At 53.5% G+C, this 18,508-nt stretch carries 15 protein-coding genes and 1 pseudogene; 1 reads left to right on the forward strand and 15 read right to left on the reverse strand.

Annotated elements, in window-relative coordinates; all coding sequences use genetic code 11:
- Positions 1-31: 31 nt before the first annotated feature.
- From ftsA to coq7, 15 genes and pseudogenes are all read right to left on the reverse strand, one after another.
- Positions 32-1,261, reverse strand: coding sequence for a cell division protein FtsA (gene ftsA / locus KMZ15_RS07705; protein WP_223692280.1), 1,230 nt, complete (start codon positions 1,259-1,261; stop codon positions 32-34).
- A gap of 52 nt (positions 1,262-1,313) precedes the next feature.
- Positions 1,314-2,063 carry a cell division protein FtsQ/DivIB gene (locus tag KMZ15_RS07710; RefSeq protein ID WP_223692282.1) on the reverse strand — a complete coding sequence of 250 codons (750 nt, stop codon included), beginning with the start codon at positions 2,061-2,063 and terminating at the stop codon, positions 1,314-1,316.
- 15 nt (positions 2,064-2,078) lie between these two features.
- Positions 2,079-3,008, reverse strand: coding sequence for a D-alanine--D-alanine ligase (locus tag KMZ15_RS07715; RefSeq protein ID WP_223692284.1), 930 nt, complete (start codon positions 3,006-3,008; stop codon positions 2,079-2,081).
- A 26-nt stretch (positions 3,009-3,034) separates the two neighbouring features.
- Positions 3,035-4,423, reverse strand: coding sequence for a UDP-N-acetylmuramate--L-alanine ligase (gene murC, locus KMZ15_RS07720; protein WP_223692286.1), 1,389 nt, complete (start codon positions 4,421-4,423; stop codon positions 3,035-3,037).
- Positions 4,420-5,517 carry an undecaprenyldiphospho-muramoylpentapeptide beta-N-acetylglucosaminyltransferase gene (murG, locus tag KMZ15_RS07725; RefSeq protein ID WP_223692289.1) on the reverse strand — a complete coding sequence of 366 codons (1,098 nt, stop codon included), beginning with the start codon at positions 5,515-5,517 and terminating at the stop codon, positions 4,420-4,422. Before murG ends, murC begins: the two co-directional genes overlap by 4 nt.
- Positions 5,514-6,650 (reverse strand): annotated as a pseudogene (gene ftsW / locus KMZ15_RS07730) (putative lipid II flippase FtsW); the annotation flags it as partial. The pseudogene ftsW and the gene murG, both read right to left, overlap by 4 nt.
- Positions 6,650-8,194, reverse strand: coding sequence for a UDP-N-acetylmuramoyl-L-alanine--D-glutamate ligase (gene murD, locus KMZ15_RS07735; RefSeq protein ID WP_223692299.1), 1,545 nt, complete (start codon positions 8,192-8,194; stop codon positions 6,650-6,652). The gene murD and the pseudogene ftsW, both read right to left, overlap by 1 nt.
- 14 nt (positions 8,195-8,208) lie before the next feature.
- Positions 8,209-9,378 carry a phospho-N-acetylmuramoyl-pentapeptide-transferase gene (gene mraY, locus KMZ15_RS07740; RefSeq protein WP_223692301.1) on the reverse strand — a complete coding sequence of 390 codons (1,170 nt, stop codon included), beginning with the start codon at positions 9,376-9,378 and terminating at the stop codon, positions 8,209-8,211.
- 12 nt (positions 9,379-9,390) lie between these two features.
- Positions 9,391-10,788, reverse strand: coding sequence for a UDP-N-acetylmuramoyl-tripeptide--D-alanyl-D-alanine ligase (gene murF / locus KMZ15_RS07745; protein ID WP_223692303.1), 1,398 nt, complete (start codon positions 10,786-10,788; stop codon positions 9,391-9,393).
- On the reverse strand, positions 10,785-12,365 hold the full coding sequence (locus KMZ15_RS07750; protein WP_223692305.1) for a UDP-N-acetylmuramoyl-L-alanyl-D-glutamate--2,6-diaminopimelate ligase: 1,581 nt from the start codon (positions 12,363-12,365) through the stop codon (positions 10,785-10,787). Before KMZ15_RS07750 ends, murF begins: the two co-directional genes overlap by 4 nt.
- The gene (locus tag KMZ15_RS07755; RefSeq protein ID WP_223692307.1) at positions 12,362-14,146 is read right to left on the reverse strand and encodes a penicillin-binding protein 2; all 1,785 of its coding nucleotides are present in this window, start codon (positions 14,144-14,146) and stop codon (positions 12,362-12,364) included. Before KMZ15_RS07755 ends, KMZ15_RS07750 begins: the two co-directional genes overlap by 4 nt.
- A complete protein-coding gene (gene ftsL, locus KMZ15_RS07760) occupies positions 14,143-14,445 on the reverse strand; it encodes a cell division protein FtsL (protein WP_223692310.1) in 303 nt (100 codons plus the stop codon). The genes KMZ15_RS07755 and ftsL overlap by 4 nt, the downstream gene beginning before the upstream one ends.
- Positions 14,442-15,380, reverse strand: a complete 939-nt coding sequence (gene rsmH / locus KMZ15_RS07765; protein WP_223694791.1) for a 16S rRNA (cytosine(1402)-N(4))-methyltransferase RsmH — start codon at positions 15,378-15,380, stop codon at positions 14,442-14,444. Before rsmH ends, ftsL begins: the two co-directional genes overlap by 4 nt.
- Positions 15,381-15,393: 13 nt before the next feature.
- The gene (gene mraZ / locus KMZ15_RS07770) at positions 15,394-15,822 is read right to left on the reverse strand and encodes a division/cell wall cluster transcriptional repressor MraZ (RefSeq protein ID WP_223692312.1); all 429 of its coding nucleotides are present in this window, start codon (positions 15,820-15,822) and stop codon (positions 15,394-15,396) included.
- A 418-nt stretch (positions 15,823-16,240) separates the two neighbouring features.
- Positions 16,241-16,870, reverse strand: a complete 630-nt coding sequence (coq7, locus tag KMZ15_RS07775; RefSeq protein ID WP_223692316.1) for a 2-polyprenyl-3-methyl-6-methoxy-1,4-benzoquinone monooxygenase — start codon at positions 16,868-16,870, stop codon at positions 16,241-16,243.
- Between the two features lie 361 nt (positions 16,871-17,231).
- On the opposite strand from coq7, the gene KMZ15_RS07780 reads away from it, so the two are divergent.
- On the forward strand, positions 17,232-18,419 hold the full coding sequence (locus KMZ15_RS07780; protein ID WP_223692319.1) for a porin: 1,188 nt from the start codon (positions 17,232-17,234) through the stop codon (positions 18,417-18,419).
- Positions 18,420-18,508 lie beyond the last annotated feature (89 nt).

Raw genomic sequence — 18,508 nt, forward strand, 5'->3', positions numbered from 1 at the left:
CTCTAAGATCCACTTTTCCCTGTTAATTTTTTTAAAAACTGCGCAAAAACCACTCCTTCATCCGCGTCCAAACCTGTGCGGCCGAACCCGCGCGCACAGCAACTTTGCGGCCCCTTATCCGTTGTGCATGTCCTTCGAGTAACAGCCCCATGGCCGTTGCATAACGCGGGCTACGCACGACATCAGCCAAACCGCCGAGATAATGAGGAATGCCAATACGTACAGGTTTCAAGAAAATATCCTCACCCAACTCGATCATGCCGGCCATTAGCGCTGCGCCGCCGGTTAAAACTACACCGGAAGACAATATTTCTTCGTAGCCGGATTCCCGCACAACTTGTTGCACCAGTGAAAAAAGTTCTTCAATGCGCGGCTCAATCACCGCTGCTAGCGCCTGCCGAGACAGCATGCGCGGGCCACGCTCGCCAAGACCTGGGACTTCGATCATTTCATTTGGATCAGCCAAGACCTGTTTAGCAATGCCATGGCACACCTTAACGTCTTCTGCATCTGGCGTAGGGGTGCGTAAAGCCATCGCGATATCGCTGGTGATTTGATCGCCGGCAATTGGAATCACCGCCGTGTGCCGAATTGCGCCTTCAGCAAAAATAGCGATATCCGTCGTGCCACCACCAATGTCAACTAACACCACGCCTAGCTCTTTCTCATCTTCGGTGAGCACCGCTAGACTTGAGGCTAAGGGCTGTAAAATCAGATCATTCACTTCAAGCCCACACCGCCGCACGCATTTGACGATGTTTTGCGCCGCCGAGACCGCGCCTGTCACGATATGCACTTTCACCTCAAGCCGAATGCCGCTCATGCCAATCGGTTCGCGCACATCCTCTTGCCCATCGATAATGAATTCCTGGGTGAGGATGTGCAGCACTTGCTGATCGGTCGGAATATTGATGGCTTTGGCCGTTTCGATGACACGAGAAACATCGGCTGACATCACTTCTTTGTCTTTGATCGCCACCATGCCGCTCGAATTAAAGCTGCGGATATGGCTACCCGCAATGCCGGTGAAAACATTCGCGATTTTGCAATCCGCCATGAGCTCAGCTTCTTCGAGCGCGCGCTGAATCGACTGTACCGTGGCCTCAATGTTGACCACCACCCCTTTTTTGAGTCCTTTCGAGTCACTTTGGCCAAGACCGATCACTTCGTAGCGGCCCTCGCCCTTTTGTTCAGCCACCACCGCGACCACTTTCGAGGTGCCGATGTCAAGTGCGACTAATAGGTCTTGATAATCTTTCATAGGATCAATTAAAGCAGTAGTAAAGTGTCCAGCCTATTTAAGCGTATGAGCGCTATTTTGGGCGGTCGATAAATTTCATCCCAGCAGCACGAATTGCAAAACCATTTGGATAGCGTAAGTCGGCATATTCAATCTGAGAGCCCCATTGCGTGGTCATATAGTGCCAGGCAGCAACCAAGCGGCTACAACGTTTCGCTAACGTGTCCATATTTAAGTCTTCACTCTGCTCACGGCCGAGTTCAATGCGCATGCCACTGGCAAGCTCAACGCTCCACGCATAGCGAGACGATAAAGTGACCTCTTGCACCTGGACACCAAGTGGGGCAAACCAGCGTTTAAAATCGTGATAGCGCGCCACCACCTGCTGCTCGCTGCCCGGCGGCCCGTTAAACGCGAGCAAATCATCGCCGGCTTCCGCCGGATTGGCGGTGAAACGCTCGCCTTGCGTACTGACCAACCAATCACTACCCCATGTGCCAAGCGGCTTATATTCATCGAGCGCTACGCTGAGCCGATTAGGCCAAATGCGCCGTACGCTCGCGTGGCGCACCCATGGCATGGCCTCAAAAGCGGTGCGGGCGGCATCCAAATCCACCGTAAAAAAATTACCCCGCAACTGACTCATCGCGGCGCGCGCGCCTTGCATATTGAAGTGGCTCGTATCCCCTTCAATGCGCAACGCTCGCAGCACAAACACCGGTTGCCGATTTAACCAGTACGCCAAACCCACCAGCAATAGCAACGCACCGCACGCGCTCAGCAGATTAGCGAGTAAGTTGAGTTGACGAAGGTTGTGCCACATTTTGCGCGGATCTTTTTAGACTAAGGTGAGAGACAGCGCATGCAGCATTAATTCGTCATAACTGATCCCGATGGCAGCTGCCGCCTTGGGGATCAGCGAGTGACTGGTCATGCCTGGCACTGTATTGCCCTCTAAAAACCAAGCCTTACCATTGGCGTCAAGCATAAAATCTATCCGTCCCCAACCCTTGCCGCCGAGTACTTTGAAGGCATGGCGGGCGAGTTCCAGCAGGCGTTTTTCCTCGGCGCTCGCCAGCCCGCAAGGAACAATATATTGGGTATCTTCAGCAAGATATTTGGCGTGATAATCGTAAAATTCACTGGCGGGTATGATTTTTATGATCGGCAGGTCAAGCCCCTCGACAAGCGATATCGTATATTCACCCCCGCCGTCGATGCCTTTTTCAACCAGCACAACGGGCTCATGATGAGCAATTTCCGCCAGTGCCGCGGCTAATCGATCCGCTGTTTTCACTTTGCTAATGGCAATACTTGACCCTTCGTTGGCGGCCTTCACGAAAAGAGGTAAGCCGAGTTGAGTGGCGATCTCTTGCGCGCGGGCTTCGTAGTTTTCACCTCGCAGCACCACCTCAAACGGGGGCGTGGGTACGCCGCTTTGCTGCCAGATCCATTTGCTGCGCACCTTATCCATCATCAAGGCGCAACCCAACACCCCAGAACCGGTACAAGGAATACCGAGAAATTTCAGCGCACCTTGGACCGTGCCATTCTCGCCATCCCCGCCATGCAGCACGTTAAAAACGCGTGCAAACCCCTCTTCCTTTAGCGCGAAAAGTGGCCGCTCGCTAGGATCGAATAGCCAAGCATCCACGCCGCGCGCGCGCAACGCAGCTAATACCGCCTGCCCAGAATTCAACGATACGCCACGCTCGGCGGACTCGCCACCGCATAGCACCGCAACCTTGCCAAATATTTTTGGATCCATGATTGATCTATCCTCTGCCTCTAATTTCAAATATGCGACTGCGTTAGCCACACCGGGACATAACCCATCGAGCCTGCCCCCATCGTAATCACAACATCACCGGCTCGCGCCTGCTGGGTAATCGCCTCGGGCATCGCCTCGATGGTCTCAGCAAAGACAGCGTCTACCTTACCCAGCGCACGAAGTGCGCGCACCAAGGCCTGTCCATCGGCCGCGGTGATAGGCTCCTCACCGGCCGAATACACTTCTGTGAGGATGGCTGCATCCGCACTAGAAAGCACTTTAACGAAATCCTCAAAGCAATCGCGGGTACGCGTAAAACGGTGCGGTTGAAAAGCCAGCACTAGCCGCCGCCCAACAAAAGCGCCGCGCGCAGCCTCAATCGTGGCCGCCATTTCGACCGGATGATGGCCATAGTCATCAATCAAGGTATAACTGCCACCAGCGCTTAGCGGGATTTCTCCATAGCGCTGAAAGCGGCGGTCTACACCCGTAAACTCTGCCAGCGCTTGGCAAATAGCCTCATCGGCCACCTCCAGTTCAGTGGCAATCGCAATCGCCGCTAAAGCATTACGGACATTGTGCAGGCCCGGCAGATTCAACTCGATGGCCAAGGGCGCAGCATCTGCGCGCAGAACAGTAAAGTGCATACGGCCGGCCTCGGCGCGAATCTCCACGGCGCGTACCTGAGCCTGCTCCGACAGTCCATAACGCACAATCGGCTTAGTCACGGCAGGCAAAATCTCGCACACATGCGGGTCGTCAACGCATAACACCGCAATACCGTAAAACGGCAAGCGCTGCGTAAATTCGATAAAGGCTTGCTTCAGTTTTGTAAAATCATGTCCATACGTCTCCATATGGTCCATATCAATATTGGTGATGACTTCGATCACGGGGAACAGGTTCAGAAAAGAAGCATCTGATTCGTCTGCCTCGGCCACAATAAAATCACCGGCGCCAAGCCGGGCATTCGCGCCGGCACTATTTAATCGTCCGCCAATCACAAAAGTTGGGTCGAACCCACCTCGCGCCAGAACACTTGCCACTAAGCTCGTGGTGGTGGTTTTGCCGTGCGTGCCGGCAATCGCAATACCCTGCTTTAAGCGCATCAATTCGGCTAGCATCGCAGCGCGCGGCACCAGCGGAATGCCACGTTGACGGGCTGCTAGCATTTCCGGGTTATCTGCGCGGATCGCGCTAGACACCACCACCGCGTTGGCCTCTCCAATATGCTCAGCCTGATGACCCAATGCGATGCGCGCACCTAATGCCGCCAAGCGATCCGTGACTGCGGTCCGATTTAAGTCGGAACCGCTGACGCAATACCCTAGATTTAACAGCACTTCGGCAATGCCGCTCATGCCCGAGCCACCAATGCCGACAAAATGAATGTTTTTAACGACATGCTTCATAGCTGTCCCTTATTGCGTTCAGCCACCGCTAAACAAATTTTGCTCACTTGCTCGGCTGCATCAGGTTTAGCCAGCAGGCGCGCACGCTCAGCCATTTGGCTTAAGGCCTCACGGGTTTGTGTTTTCAGCCAAGCCGCCAGCTTGTCTGCCGACAACTCGCGCTGCTGAATCATCACGGCGGCTCCATGCGTAGATAAAAACGCCGCATTGGTTGTTTGGTGATCATCTACCGCATGTGGAAACGGCACCAAGAGGGCCGCGACCCCGACTGCGGCAATTTCTGCAATCGTCATCGCGCCGGCCCGGCAGATCACCAAATCAGCATCGGCATACGCCTGCGCCATATCTTCAATAAACGGCGTCAATTCAATTTGTTCATGATCGTGCAAACCAGCGGCGGCATAATTTGCCCGCAAAGCATCAATCTGCCGCACGCCCGCTTGATGCACGACATGCGGCTGCTCATCGACAGCTAAAGCGCTGAGCGCGCGCGGCACAACCTCATTGAGTGCCGCCGCGCCTAAACTGCCACCGACCACCAATAAGCGCAATCGACCACTCCGCTGCCGATAGCGTTGCGCTGGCTCAGGCAAGGCCATCAGCGCATCGCGTAGTGGATTACCGGTCCATTCGGCACGCGGCAAGACATCTGGAAACGCAACCAACACCCGACGCGCAATTTTGGCAAGCACTCGGTTCGCCAGCCCAGCAATTGAGTTTTGTTCATGCAAAATAAATGGGCGGCCGCTGAGTACAGCCATCACGCCGGCCGGGAAACTAATATAGCCACCCATCCCGAGCACCACAGTCGGTTTAATTTTTGCCAGCACACGCAGGCTTTGCCAAGCCGCGCGTAGTAAATTAATCGGCAGCATTAACTTGGTGCGCAAACCCTTGCCGCGCAGCCCGCTAAAGCGCACAAATTCAATTGGAATACCGTGCTTGGGCACCAGCGCAGCCTCCATGCCCGTGGGATTGCCAAGCCAGACAACATGCCAGCCATGACGGCGCATCCGATGGGCGACGGCTAGCCCCGGAAACACATGCCCTCCCGTGCCTCCTGCCACAATCAGCAAAGTGCGCGCATTACTCATACTTTTCCTCCGCGCATTAAGAGGCGATTTTCATAATCGACCCGCATTAATAGCGCAAGCGCAATACAATTAAGCAAAATACCTGAGCCGCCATAGCTCACTAGCGGTAGGGTTAACCCTTTAGTCGGCAACAAACCCAGATTGACTCCCATATTGATAAAGGCTTGAGCCCCTAGCCACAAGCCAATACCTTTGGCGGCAAGGCCCGCAAATACACGATCTAGCACCAGTGCTTGACGGCCAATTTCGAAGGCGCGCCGCACCATCCAGTAAAACAGCACAATAACGGCCAACACACCGAAAAAACCCAGCTCTTCGCCAATCACAGCCAGAATGAAATCGGTATGGGCCTCTGGCAAGTAATTGAGTTTTTCAACGCTGCCGCCTAAACCAACGCCAAACCATTCACCGCGGCCGAAGGCGATCAACGAATGCGTCAACTGGTAGGCTTTACCTTGGGCATAACGTTCATCCCACGGATTTAGGTAAGCAAAAATGCGTTCACGCCGCCATGGCGATAACCAAATTAACAAGGTAAAGGTACCCACTACCGTCAGAGCAATGCCACCAAACCATTTGCCATTCACTCCGCCCAGAAAAAGCACCCCCATCGCAATCACCGCGATCACCATAAAGGCGCCCATATCGGGTTCAAGCAGCAACAATGCACCGATACACCCTACGGCCAACGCCATGGGCAAAAATCCCTGGCCTAGGCTATGCATTAATTCCTGTTTACGAACGGTGTAATTCGCGGCATAGACGGTGACTGCGAGTTTCATAATTTCGGAGGGCTGGATATTGAGTAAACCCAGCGAAATCCAACGATGTGCACCGTTAACCCCTTTGCCAAATGGAGGAATCAAGACCATCACCAGCAACACCAAGGCGAACAGAAAAAGCTTAGAAGCAAACCGATCCCAAAGTTTAAGCGGCACCCAAAACACACAAAATGCCGCCACCATCCCCAGCGACAGCGACACAATATGCCGCAACAAGAAATGATTCGCCTGATAAGAGGCATATTTCGGCGCATCCGGCATCACAATCGATGCCGAATACACCATCACCAACCCTAGCCCCAGCAGCGTAATGACGGCCCACATCAACGGCGCATCATATTCAAGCAGCTTCATAAAACCACTCCGCAAGCACTCGCTAGCTCGGCGACTGTCTGCCTGAACACTTGCGCCCGGTGGCGGTAGTCGCGAAACATATCAAAGCTCGCACAAGCCGGCGAGAGCAGAACTGTGTCGCCCTTTTGGGCCAGGGTGGCGGCCGCGCGGGTCGCATCTATCAAGGTGGCATATTCGTTCAGCGGCACGCCCGTAGCCGCCAATGCCTGCCGCAAACGCGGCGCATCGCGACCAATCAACATCACGGCCCGGCACCAATCGGCAACAGGAGCGGCGAGTGGCGCAAAATCTTGCCCTTTACCCTCCCCGCCCATAATTAATACAGTGCGCCGCGCCAAGCCATTCAGGGCAGCAACCGTTGCCCCGACATTGGTGCCCTTACTGTCATCAACAAACTCGACGCCGTTTAAAGAGAGAATCGTCTCAACCCGGTGCGGCTCACCATGGTATTCACGCAGGCCATGCATTAGACTGGCTAGCGGCAGGTCGATCGCGCGACATAAGGCCAACGCGGCCAGCGCATTCGCCGCGTTATGCAAACCACGAATGCGCAATGCCTCAACCGGCATCAGCCGTTTCAGGGCAATCTCATCCGCAACTTTTGCCCGCGGGCGCGCACGCGGAGATAGCGGCACCGTGCTGTCAGAAACAGATTCAGCCAGCGCCAACCAGGCCATGCCGTTTTCTTGCGCTAAACCGTAATCCCCATTGATGTGCGGAGCGTCAAGTCCGAAGCTAATCACCCGCGCCGCTTTTTGCGTCGAGCTGCATAGGTTTTTTTCGCTCTCTTCGCTGACCCAGTCAGAACTTTGCACGAGCGCCATGATATTCGCATCATCACGATTCAAAATACGCACGGTATGAGCGCCAAAAATACGGCTTTTAGAGGCAATATAGTGTGCCAAACTCTGATGCCAATCGAGATGATCTTGCGTGATATTGAGTATCACAGCAGCGTCAGGCGCAAACGTGTAAGCACTTGCCAGCTGAAAACTCGACAGCTCAAGCACCCAAATTTCGGGCAGCTGATGAGCGTTGAGGGCTTCGGCTAAGCGCTCAAGCAGCGGCGGACCAATATTGCCGGCGATACCCACGCGCCGGCCGGCGCGCTCGCACAATAAACCCGTGAGCGCAGTGGTTGTCGTTTTGCCGTTAGTGCCGGTAATCGCGAGCAGTTTCGGCTGATAAGCCTCCATCCTCAGTGCTCGCAACGCCTGTGCAAAAAATTCAAGCTCTCCCCACAGCGGCACACCACGGGCACGCGCAACCTCAAGCAATGGCGCAAATTCGGGATGCCACGGCGAAATCCCCGGGCTCAGGGCAACTAACTCAATGCCATCGAGTAATGCTGGCGTTAACTCACCATGGATAAATTCCGCGGCGATCTGTTCTTCTTTAAGCGCTGCCAGTTTAGGCGGCTCTGCTCGCGTATCGGCAATCCGCACGGCACAACCATAGTGTGCACACCAACGCGCTAAGGCCAGGCCCGAAGCGCCTAGGCCTAGCACTAACACAGCGGGTTGTTGGAGTTCACCAAACATTGACATAGTTTCTTTTACCGCAATTTGAGCGTAGATAGACCGATCAAAACTAGCATCAGCGTAATAATCCAAAAACGCACGACCACCTGAGTTTCTCTCCAGCCTGATAACTCAAAATGATGGTGCAGCGGCGCCATCTTGAATAAACGGCGCCCGGCGCCGTAATACCGTTTGGTATATTTAAACCAGATGACTTGGATCATCACCGACAAGGTTTCGACAACAAATACGCCGCCCATGATAAAGAGGACGATTTCCTGCCGCACAATCACCGCCACCGTACCCAGTGCGCCACCCAGCGCGAGCGCACCTACATCGCCCATAAAGACCTGTGCCGGATAGGTGTTGTACCAAAGGAAGGCAAGGCCTGCGCCCCCCATCGCCGCGCAAAAAATCAGCAACTCGCCAGCACCTGGAACATGGGGAAACAACAGATATTTTGAATAGACGGCACTGCCCATCACATAGGCAAAAATCCCCAATGCTCCGCCGACTAACACAACCGGCATAATCACTAGACCATCCAAGCCATCGGTTAAATTCACCGCATTGCTAGTACCCACAATCACAAAATAAGTGAGCGTAATAAAACCATATAAACCTAATGGATAACTGATCGACTTGATAAACGGCAGCAGTAAATCTGCCCGCGCCGGCAAATCAGTCGACAAGCCACTGCGCACCCATGCCATAAAAAAATCAAACACGGGAACATTGCTGGCCTCCGATACGCTACACGCAAGATACACCGCAGCAAAAAGGCCAATCAGCGATTGCCAGCCGTATTTCTCGCGTGACGACATGCCACGCGGATTTTTATGAACCACTTTGCGATAATCATCAACCCAACCAATCAGGCCAAAGCCAAACGTAACCAGCATCACAATCCAGACAAAACGATTGGTCAAATCGGCCCACAATAAAGTCGATACGGCGATACCAATTAAAATCAGCACCCCGCCCATGGTTGGGGTGCCTGCTTTGACCAGGTGCGTGCTCGGACCATCTTGGCGCACAGCCTGGCCCATTTTGAGTTTGGTGAGCTTACGAATCACCCATGGACCGCACACTAAGCCGATCACTAGGGCAGTAATGGCGGCCATCACCGCTCGCAAAGTCAGATAGTGAATCACGCGCAAAAAACTTACGTCATGTTGTAGCCAGTGCGCCAGCCAAAGTAGCATTGCCTTAATTTCCTATGAATGTAAAAGGGGCGCTTGGCCCTCAATCGATTCAGCGCTAAGCGCTGCGACAATGCGTTCCATTTTCATAAAACGCGAACCTTTAACCAGCACAGTGGCGCTGGCATCAAAACCCGCACCTAACAGCTGTTTAATTAATGCTTCAGCACTACTGAAATGTTTAGCCTCTGCACCAAATGCGCTACAGGCATCGCGCGTAGCGTCTCCTAATGCATATAACGCATCAATGCCACGCTCACGGGCATAGATCCCCACTTCACGGTGAAAAGCAGCGCCTTGCGGCCCGAGCTCACCCATTTCGCCAATCACCAATACCCTCGGCGTCGCACGCGTTGCCAACACGTCAATTGCTGCGCGCATTGAATCGGGATTCGCGTTGTAGCTATCATCAATTACCATGGCCCCGGCAAATGGCCCAACGCGAACCACTTTGGCAGCCAGCCGGCCACTCACCGGCTGGAATTTTTCAAGTCCCAAGCGGATGGCAGCCAGCGTCACTCCCGCGGCCAGCGCCACGGCGGTTGCCGCCAGCGCATTGCGTGCATTGTGTACGCCCAGCACCGGCAAGGTGAGCTCGAACCGACCAATGTCCGTTTGCACTGCCAGCCGGCCCTCAGAGCATAACGTGCCGCTGACAGCCGCGGCGCTCGCCAGTGCAAAATCGATGATGCGACGTCCACTCGCCGCACTGCGCCAAATCGACGTATAGACATCGTCTGCTGGCAGCACCGCGATACCCTCCACAGGTAAGGCACGCAGCACATTCGCATGTTCGTGCGCCACGGCTTCTACGCTGGCCATGAATTCTTGATGCTCGCGCTGCGCATTGTTAATCAGCGCGATGGTGGGTTCGGCAATCGCGGCCAGCGGCGCCGTTTCACCTGGATGATTGATGCCAAGCTCGACCACAGCGAGCCGATGCGCCGCATTTAAGCGCAACAAAGTGAGCGGTACGCCCACATCATTATTTGAGTTACCGCGGGTAGCAAGCCACGCCCCCTCGCCCACTGCCGCCGTGAAAATCGACGCAATCATTTCTTTGACTGTCGTTTTGCCATTGCTACCCGTCACCGCGACCAAGGGTAGTTTGAATTGGCGGCGCCAGCCACGCGCCAACGCACCGAGCGCTTGTTGTGTATCAGACACACATAAAGTTGGCACAGAAACCTGACTAGGAGGGCGTGACACTAAGATCGCAGCCACGCCACGCGCCACTACGTCGGGCAGAAAATCATGCGCATCAAAGGTTTTTCCCTTTAGTGCGATGAAGAGATCGCCTGGGCCGGCGGTGCGGCTGTCAGTAGAAATTCGCTCAAAACAGGTGTCTGGCTCGCCCAGAATCTGAGCACCCGCGATCAGTAGCGCGGCCTCACGCAATGACAGTGGACTCATCCATGCCCCCCTACCGCTTGCGTTGCACGCGCGGCCAAGGCAAGACGCACATGGTCTTGATCACAAAATTGATACTTTTGGCCCTGTATTTCTTGCGTCGTCTCATGACCTTTGCCGGCCAGCAAAATCACGTCCTCACAGGCAGCCGCACGAATCGTACGCAAAATTGCGCGCGCGCGATCTTCAATGCACTCAGCACGTGTCGGGTCGGACATGCCGTGCACAATCTCGTCGATGATCGCAGCAGGCTGCTCGTGACGCGGATTATCGCTGGTTAATACGACGGCATCGGCAAGCCGTTCGGCGCTACGCCCCATGAACGCGCGCTTAGTGGTATCGCGGTTACCGCCACAGCCAAAAACACAGACCAAATTACCCCCGCGGGCCTGGGCAATTGGGCGCAGTGCAACCAAAGCCTGTTCCAGGGCATCAGGGGTATGGGCATAATCAACTACCACCAGCGGCTCGTTCAATGTCATATTGCCGCCCAATTGTTGCATGCGGCCAATCACTGGCTCTAAGCGAGCAAGTTGAGCCAACGCAACCTCGAATGGCACCTCTGCCGTTAACAACGTAGCCAACACGGCAAGTAAATTACTCACATTAAAAGTACCTAACATCGGCACCGTAATTTCACCCTCGCCCCAACTAGAACTCACTTTGAATGCCGTACCCGCGATCGTCGAGCGAATGTCCTGCGCGCGCAGCACACCGTCTGCGTTCATTCGCTGAGACGCCACGGTCGCTTCATTAATACCATAAGCAATCGTCTGCACTTTGCCATGCAGGCGCGCCAGCAAACGCGCGCCTGCAGCATCGTCACAATTAATAATGGCGTAGCGCAATGTCGGCCAGTCAAATAAACGCGCCTTCACGCTTTCATAGTTCTCTAATGTGCCGTGATAATCTAGGTGGTCATGCGATAGATTGGTAAAAATCGCCGTATCAAAAGCAATGCCATTGACACGCTCTTGCTGCAAGCCGTGCGATGACACTTCTATGGCAACCGCTTGCGCACCTGCGCGACACACCTGCGCTAAACTGCGCTGCAGTTGAGTCGCATCGGGAGTCGTGAAGCCCGTGGCCACCAATTTGCCAGGCAAGCCCGCCCCCAAAGTACCCATAATCGCGCACGGTTTATCAAGCGCGGACAAGGCCTGCGCAACCCAATGGCTACAAGAAGTTTTACCATTCGTGCCAGTCACTCCGATGACCATTAGCGCCTGACTGGGCGCACCGTACCATTCACTGGCAATCGGCCCCGCCAACTCAGTGAGGTTAGGGATGGCTAAGGTTGGCACAGCAAAATTTTCTGCCCCTACCAAGCCGATCGGCGCAGACTCCGATTGCCCAGGCTGCCACAGAATTGCGCCCGCGCCCCGTTTGATTGCTTCGCCAAAATAACGGCGCTGCTCTTCTTCCGTGACGGCATAACTCAAATAAATATCGCCTGACTGCACAGCCCGGCTATCTGCGTGCACATTCGCGGTGGCAGGAACACGCGCACGCAGCCAGTTAAGCGTGTATGCCAGCACGTCCACCACCTTATCATTCGCTAAATTACATACGCTGCTCATCTATTCGCCTCCAAACGATTCTGTTGCACACTATTCGCTACCGCCATCAGTTGTACCGGTTTATCGGGGGTCACATTTAATGCCCGCAACGTATCATTGGCGATTGCCGCAAACACTGGAGCGGCGACTTGACCGCCAAAATGTTTGCCGGCGCTTGGCTCATCGATGGAAATTGCAACAATAATGCGCGGCGCCGACATGGGCGCAATGCCAACAAACGAGGCACGATATTTTGATTTATCGTACTGACCCTTAGCATGCTTATACGCAGTACCCGTCTTGCCGCCAGCCCGGTAATCGGCCAACTGCGCAGCTGGCGCCGTGCCACCAGGCCCGATCACCGCTTCGAGCATCTGCCGCACCTGACGAGCCGTCTGCGGCGAAATAACCTGCACGCCAGCAATGCGTTCACTTGCCTGATTGCCATGGTCAGAATTTTTGAACAGTGTCAGCGGCAGCAACTGCCCATCATGCGCTAACGCAGTATAAGCACGCGCTATCTGAAACAACGAAACTGAAATGCCATAGCCATAAGCCATCGTCGCTTGCTCAATCCGCCGCCAACGCTGCCAAGGTCGCAAGCGGCCTGCAACCGCCCCCGGAAAACCAATCTCCGGCGCCTGCCCAAAACCAACGCTGGTAAACATGTCCCACATTTCTTCTGGCTTGAGCTGCAAGGCAATTTTGGTGGTCCCAATATTGCTTGATTTTTGCAGCACGTTAGCCACCGTCAGGACACCAAAATCACGGCTATCGCTAATCGTTGCGTTATCCAGTTTATAGCGGCCAGGCGAAGTGTTAATCAGTGTCGTGGGCGCGACCCGCTTCAAGTCGAGCGCCCGGGCCAAGGTCAGCGGCTTCATAATCGAGCCTGGTTCAAAGGTATCCGTCAGCACGCGATTGCGCAGCTGAGCACCGGTCAACTGGGTTCGACGATTCGGGTTATAGGCCGGATAATTCACTAAGGCCAACACTTCGCCAGTATGCGCATCAAGCACAATCGCGGCCCCCGCTTTGGCTTTATTGAGCAGCACCGCTGCTTTCAAATCGGTATAGGCGATATACTGCAATTTGCTATCAATCGACAAGGTTAAATCACGCCCATCGCGTGGCGACACCAATTCATCGACATCTTCTACCACGCGCCCCATCCGATCTTTAATCACACGGCGGCTGCCTGGCATACCGATCAGTTGCTTTTGCATACTGAGTTCAATCCCTTCTTGACCCTCATCCTCAATATTGGTAAAGCCCACTAAGTGGGCTGTGATTTCCCCTTCTGGATAAAAGCGTTGATATTCCTTACGCTGATAAATCCCTGGGATATCCAGCGCCGCAACCTGCTCAGCTACGTCAAGCGGCACTTGACGTTTGATATACACAAAACTTTTATCTTCGGCCAACTTGCGACGCAGCGCCTGACGACTCAAACCTAGCAGTTTGCCCAATGCCTCAAGCTTAGGGTCAGCTAGGTCACTCGGTGCATCTTCTGGAATCGCCCAAATGGCGCGCACCGGCAAACTGGTCGCCAGCACCACGCCATTACGATCAAAAATTTTGCCACGGGTTGCCGGTAGCGCAAGCGTGCGCTGATAACGGCTCTCACCTTGTTTTTGATAAAAGTCGTTACCCGGCCCCTGGATCCATAAGGCGCGCACAGCCAGTGCAGCAAAGCCCAGAAAGAGCAAAAAGACGACGCATTTTGAACGCCATAACGGCAAGCGCAGCGATAACACTGGGCTTGCCGAAAACGGAATGGCGCGGTGTGAGACCTGTTTCATCCCCCACCCTTTTCAGAAAAAACCGGCGCTTGGGGGGCTTGATCAGTTAAATAGTGAGTCAAACCGGAACTCACCGGCCGCATTTTAAGCACGCGCTGCGCGACGCTCTCGATACGCGATATTTTTGACAACGCACCTTGCTGATATTGCAATTGCGACCATTCCTGCCGCAACTGGCGCTCTTGCGTCTGCGCACGATCAAGCTCGATAAAGATGCGACGCTGCTGATCGGTTGCGTTAATCACGGATAACGCACACATCACCAGCGCACCTAACAACAAAAAATGCAGGCGGCTCATGACGCCACCTTTTCGGCGCAGCGCAGCAACGCCGAGCGCGCACGCGGATTAAGCGCAATCTCAGCTGCGCTCGCGCGTATACGCCCATGCAATTTAAGTAATGGCATGGGCAGATCAACAGCCCGAATCGGCAAGCGGCGGTCAAGCATAGGAGGCATCGCATGTTTTTTTAAAAACTGCTTAACGATCCTATCTTCAAGCGAATGAAAGCTGATCACCACCAAACGCCCTCCTGGTTCTAATAAATTGAGTGCCGCGGCCAGCGCTATTTCCAATTCTTCAAGTTCTTGATTAAGGTAAATCCGTATAGCTTGAAAGGTGCGCGTAGCCGGGTTTTTCCCCGGCTCACGAGTTTTGACGGCGCTGGCCACGATCTCGGCCAACTCGCGGGTGCGCGTGATCGGTCCCAAGCGTTCAGCTTGCGCCCGGCGAGCAATAATCGCTTTTGCAATCTGATGAGCAAACCGCTCTTCCCCATAATCCCGTATGACCTCGGTTAATTGCTGTTGTGGCACGCGCGCCAGCCACTGCGCCGCCGACTCGCCACGGCTTGAGTCCATCCTCATATCCAGTGGCCCATCTGCTTGGAAGCTAAAGCCGCGCTCAGGATCGTCAAGCTGCGGCGAGGAAACGCCCAAATCCAATAAAACACCCGCGACCCGCTCTACGCCACGCTGCGCCATTTCGTCATGCAAATTAGCAAAACTGCTATGCACGATCTCAAAACGCCGATCTGTCATCTGCTGTGCCGCCAGCAACGCCTGCGGGTCTTTATCAAAAGCCACCAAACGCGCATCCGCACCCAGCCGCTCAAGCACCAACTGGCTGTGTCCGCCGCGCCCAAAAGTGCCATCAATATAGATGCCATCGGGCCGCCAAATCAGGGCGTTAACCGCCTCCTCAAGCAGCACCGTACAATGTCGCAAACCCTGCATAGCGACAGTCACCTTAGAACGTAAAATTTTTCAATGCAGCAGGCATTTCTTGAGCCATCACCGCTTGTTCTTTAGCTGCATAAGTCTGCGCGTTCCAAATTTCAAAACAGCCGCCCATACCCAGTAACATGACTTCTTTATCGAGCGCTGCGGCGCTGCGCAATTCAGGCGAAATTAACACCCGGCTCGTACCATCCAGTTCGACCTCAGAGGCATTGCCTAAGAAAATGCGACGCCACCAATGAGCATCCATCGGCAAAGCGGCAATTTTTGTGCGAAAGTTTTCCCATTCAGCGCATGGAAAAAGCAGCAAACACCCATCCGGGTGCTTTGTCATCGTCACCCGACCTGCTGCTTGTCCTTGCAACGCCTCCCGATAGCGAGACGGAATCGACATCCGTCCTTTCGCATCGAGTGTCAGCGCTGACGCCCCTTGGAACACTCGCTTCTCCTAACTTGGAACACCTCACGGCGCCCACTCAATCCATTTAACCCTCATTAGAGTTATCCCTAATGAGAAATTCACACAAAAATGCACTTTGTCACACTTTTCCCCACTTTAGATGAAGGTTGCACAATGGTCAAGCGACACAACGGCTTTTTATTTGATTTTTATTAGAAAAAACAACAACTTAGCGAGGACACTTTAGAACCCAAAAGGGAATTCCCTTTGAAATAAGGCAGATACTGAGGTTTGTGAAGGTAATTTATGAAGATTAAGGGAAACCGGGAGGCGAAAAAAGACCCGCTAAGCGCACGCCCCGCTTAGCGCAGCGAAGGCCCGGCTCACTCACCGGCCATTGCGATAATGACCGGGATGCATCACTTGCTTCCTCGAGGGGAAGAGCCGCTCATTACATCTATATATAATAAGCGGTATAGGTCATCACCCGTGAACTCATGCGCATTAAATCACGCACCGGCAACGGTAACTCTACTCCCCCGGCATCGGAGGCGGCGCGCCCATGCGCGATTTCATCAGTACGCATTTGTTCGATAATGGCACGCGATGCATGGTCATTTACTGGCAATTTTTCTAAATGGGTATCAAGATGCTGCTCAACTTGCCGCTCTGTCTCGGCCATAAAACCGAGGCTAATGCGATCGCCCATTTTTCCAGCGATAAAACCAATCGCAAAAGCACCAACATACCATAACGGATTAAGCAAACTCGGACGCGCGTCTAACGTATTTAAACGCTCCGCTAACCAACTCAGATGGTCCTCTTCCTCACGTGCTGCATGCTCGAAACTGGCTTTCAGGCGGGATGACTGAGTCGCAAGTTTCTGCGCTTGATACAGCGCTTGCGCACAAATCTCCCCAGTGTAATTCACGCGCATTAACGCACCTGCCTGCTTTTTCTCTGGTTCCAGCAACTCGGCCGCCATCCCTTCATCCAAGGCCTGGGGTATGGGCCGCGCGGCCCGGACAACACCTGTTATCGCCCGCAAACTTCGGTCAAATTCACCAATTAAACCATCAATCATCATCTTTACCCCATTACTGAAAACACTCGCCACCATGCAGCAGTTGCTCGCGCTTAGCTATATGCACCCAGCCTGTTGTTGTGTAAATGTGACATAAATTTAGAATACATGGCGTGTAAAAGAGCTTTTTCTTTAACCTAGCTACTGAATTTGTTACAGTAGATTAACTTCTTGTGAAGTTGTAGCAGTAAATTTGATATCTGGCTCCGTATTTTTTATGGGCGGGTTTACCTAGTGTTTTAGGGGGCCGCTGGAGCGCAGCGCTATAGTGCTTGCAGGTTATTTGGGCCTCAAGTTGTGAGCTGTGCGAGGGTCAGATCGTATATTTTGCCAAATAAATTCCCAATCTTCTTGGAGATACTCAATGAAAAAGTCACTTCTTGCTCTCGCGGCACTGGGTGCATTCGCTGGTGCGGCTCAGGCCCAAAGCAGCGTGACGCTGTACGGTGTAATTGACGCAGGTGTTAACTATGTTAGCAGCGTGCAAGCTACAGCTAAAGCTAAAGGCGGCAGACAATTTAGCCTAACTAGCGGTGTTATGCAAGGCAGCCGTTGGGGTGTGCGTGGTACGGAAAACCTCGGTGGTGGCTTGAAAGCTATTTTCACCTTGGAAAACGGGTTTGAATTGAACAATGGCCGTTTGGGTCAAGGCGGTAGCGAGTTTGGCCGTCAAGCTTTTGTTGGCTTGTCAGGTGACTTCGGTACAGTAACCGTTGGTCGTCAATATGACTCGATTGCTGATTTTGTCGGTGGCTTTGCTGCCGGCAGCCAGTGGGGTACATATGCGGCTCACCCAGGTGACCTCGATAACTTCAATAATAGCGCTCGTATCAACAACTCGATCAAATACACCAGCCCAAATAACGGCGGCTTCACGTACAGCGCGTTGTACAGCCTGGGCGGCGTAGCAGGTGAATTCCAGAAAAACCGCACCTGGTCAGTTGGTGCAGGTTATGCAAATGGCCCGTTGGCTTTTGGTGTTGCCTACTTGAACGCGATGAATCCTAATCTCTCGTTCTACGGCAATACTTCGGCAGACGGCGGCGTTGCAAAAAGCTTCTCCAACAACGCGATCTTAGGTGGCTTTGCATCTGCTAGCACCTTGGAAATCGTTGGCTTGGGCGGTGCCTATACATTTGGTCCAGCTACGGTTGGTCTGACTTATAGCAATGTCAAACTCAAAGATTTGAATGACAGCCGCTCAGATGCAGGGAAATCTAACTTTACTGGTTCGCCTAAGTTCAACAACGGTGAAGTTAACCTCTCGTATCAATTGACACCAGCTCTGAAAGTAGGAACAGCTTACTCCTACACAGAAAGTAACTCTGTCAGCATCAAAGGTAGTGACGAAAAAACTTCTAAAGCGAAGTTTCATCAAGTTAACCTCGGTGCTGATTACTCTCTGTCAAAACGCACCGATGTTTATGCCCTCGGCGCTTACCAGAAAGTCTGTGGTGGTAATGATGTAGTTGCTGCACAAATCGCTGGTCTTGAGCCTTCACGGAACAAGCGCCAAGCTGTTGTGCGCGTAGGTCTTCGCCACAAGTTCTAAATTGAGAAATGAAATTTAATTGAAAAATTAAATTAAGTTCTTATTAAAAAGGCGCCTTCGGGCGCCTTTTTTATTGGTGCACCACATGG

It is taken from the genome of Mycoavidus sp. HKI (genome assembly GCF_020023735.2).
Taxonomy (GTDB): Bacteria; Pseudomonadota; Gammaproteobacteria; order Burkholderiales; family Burkholderiaceae; genus Mycoavidus.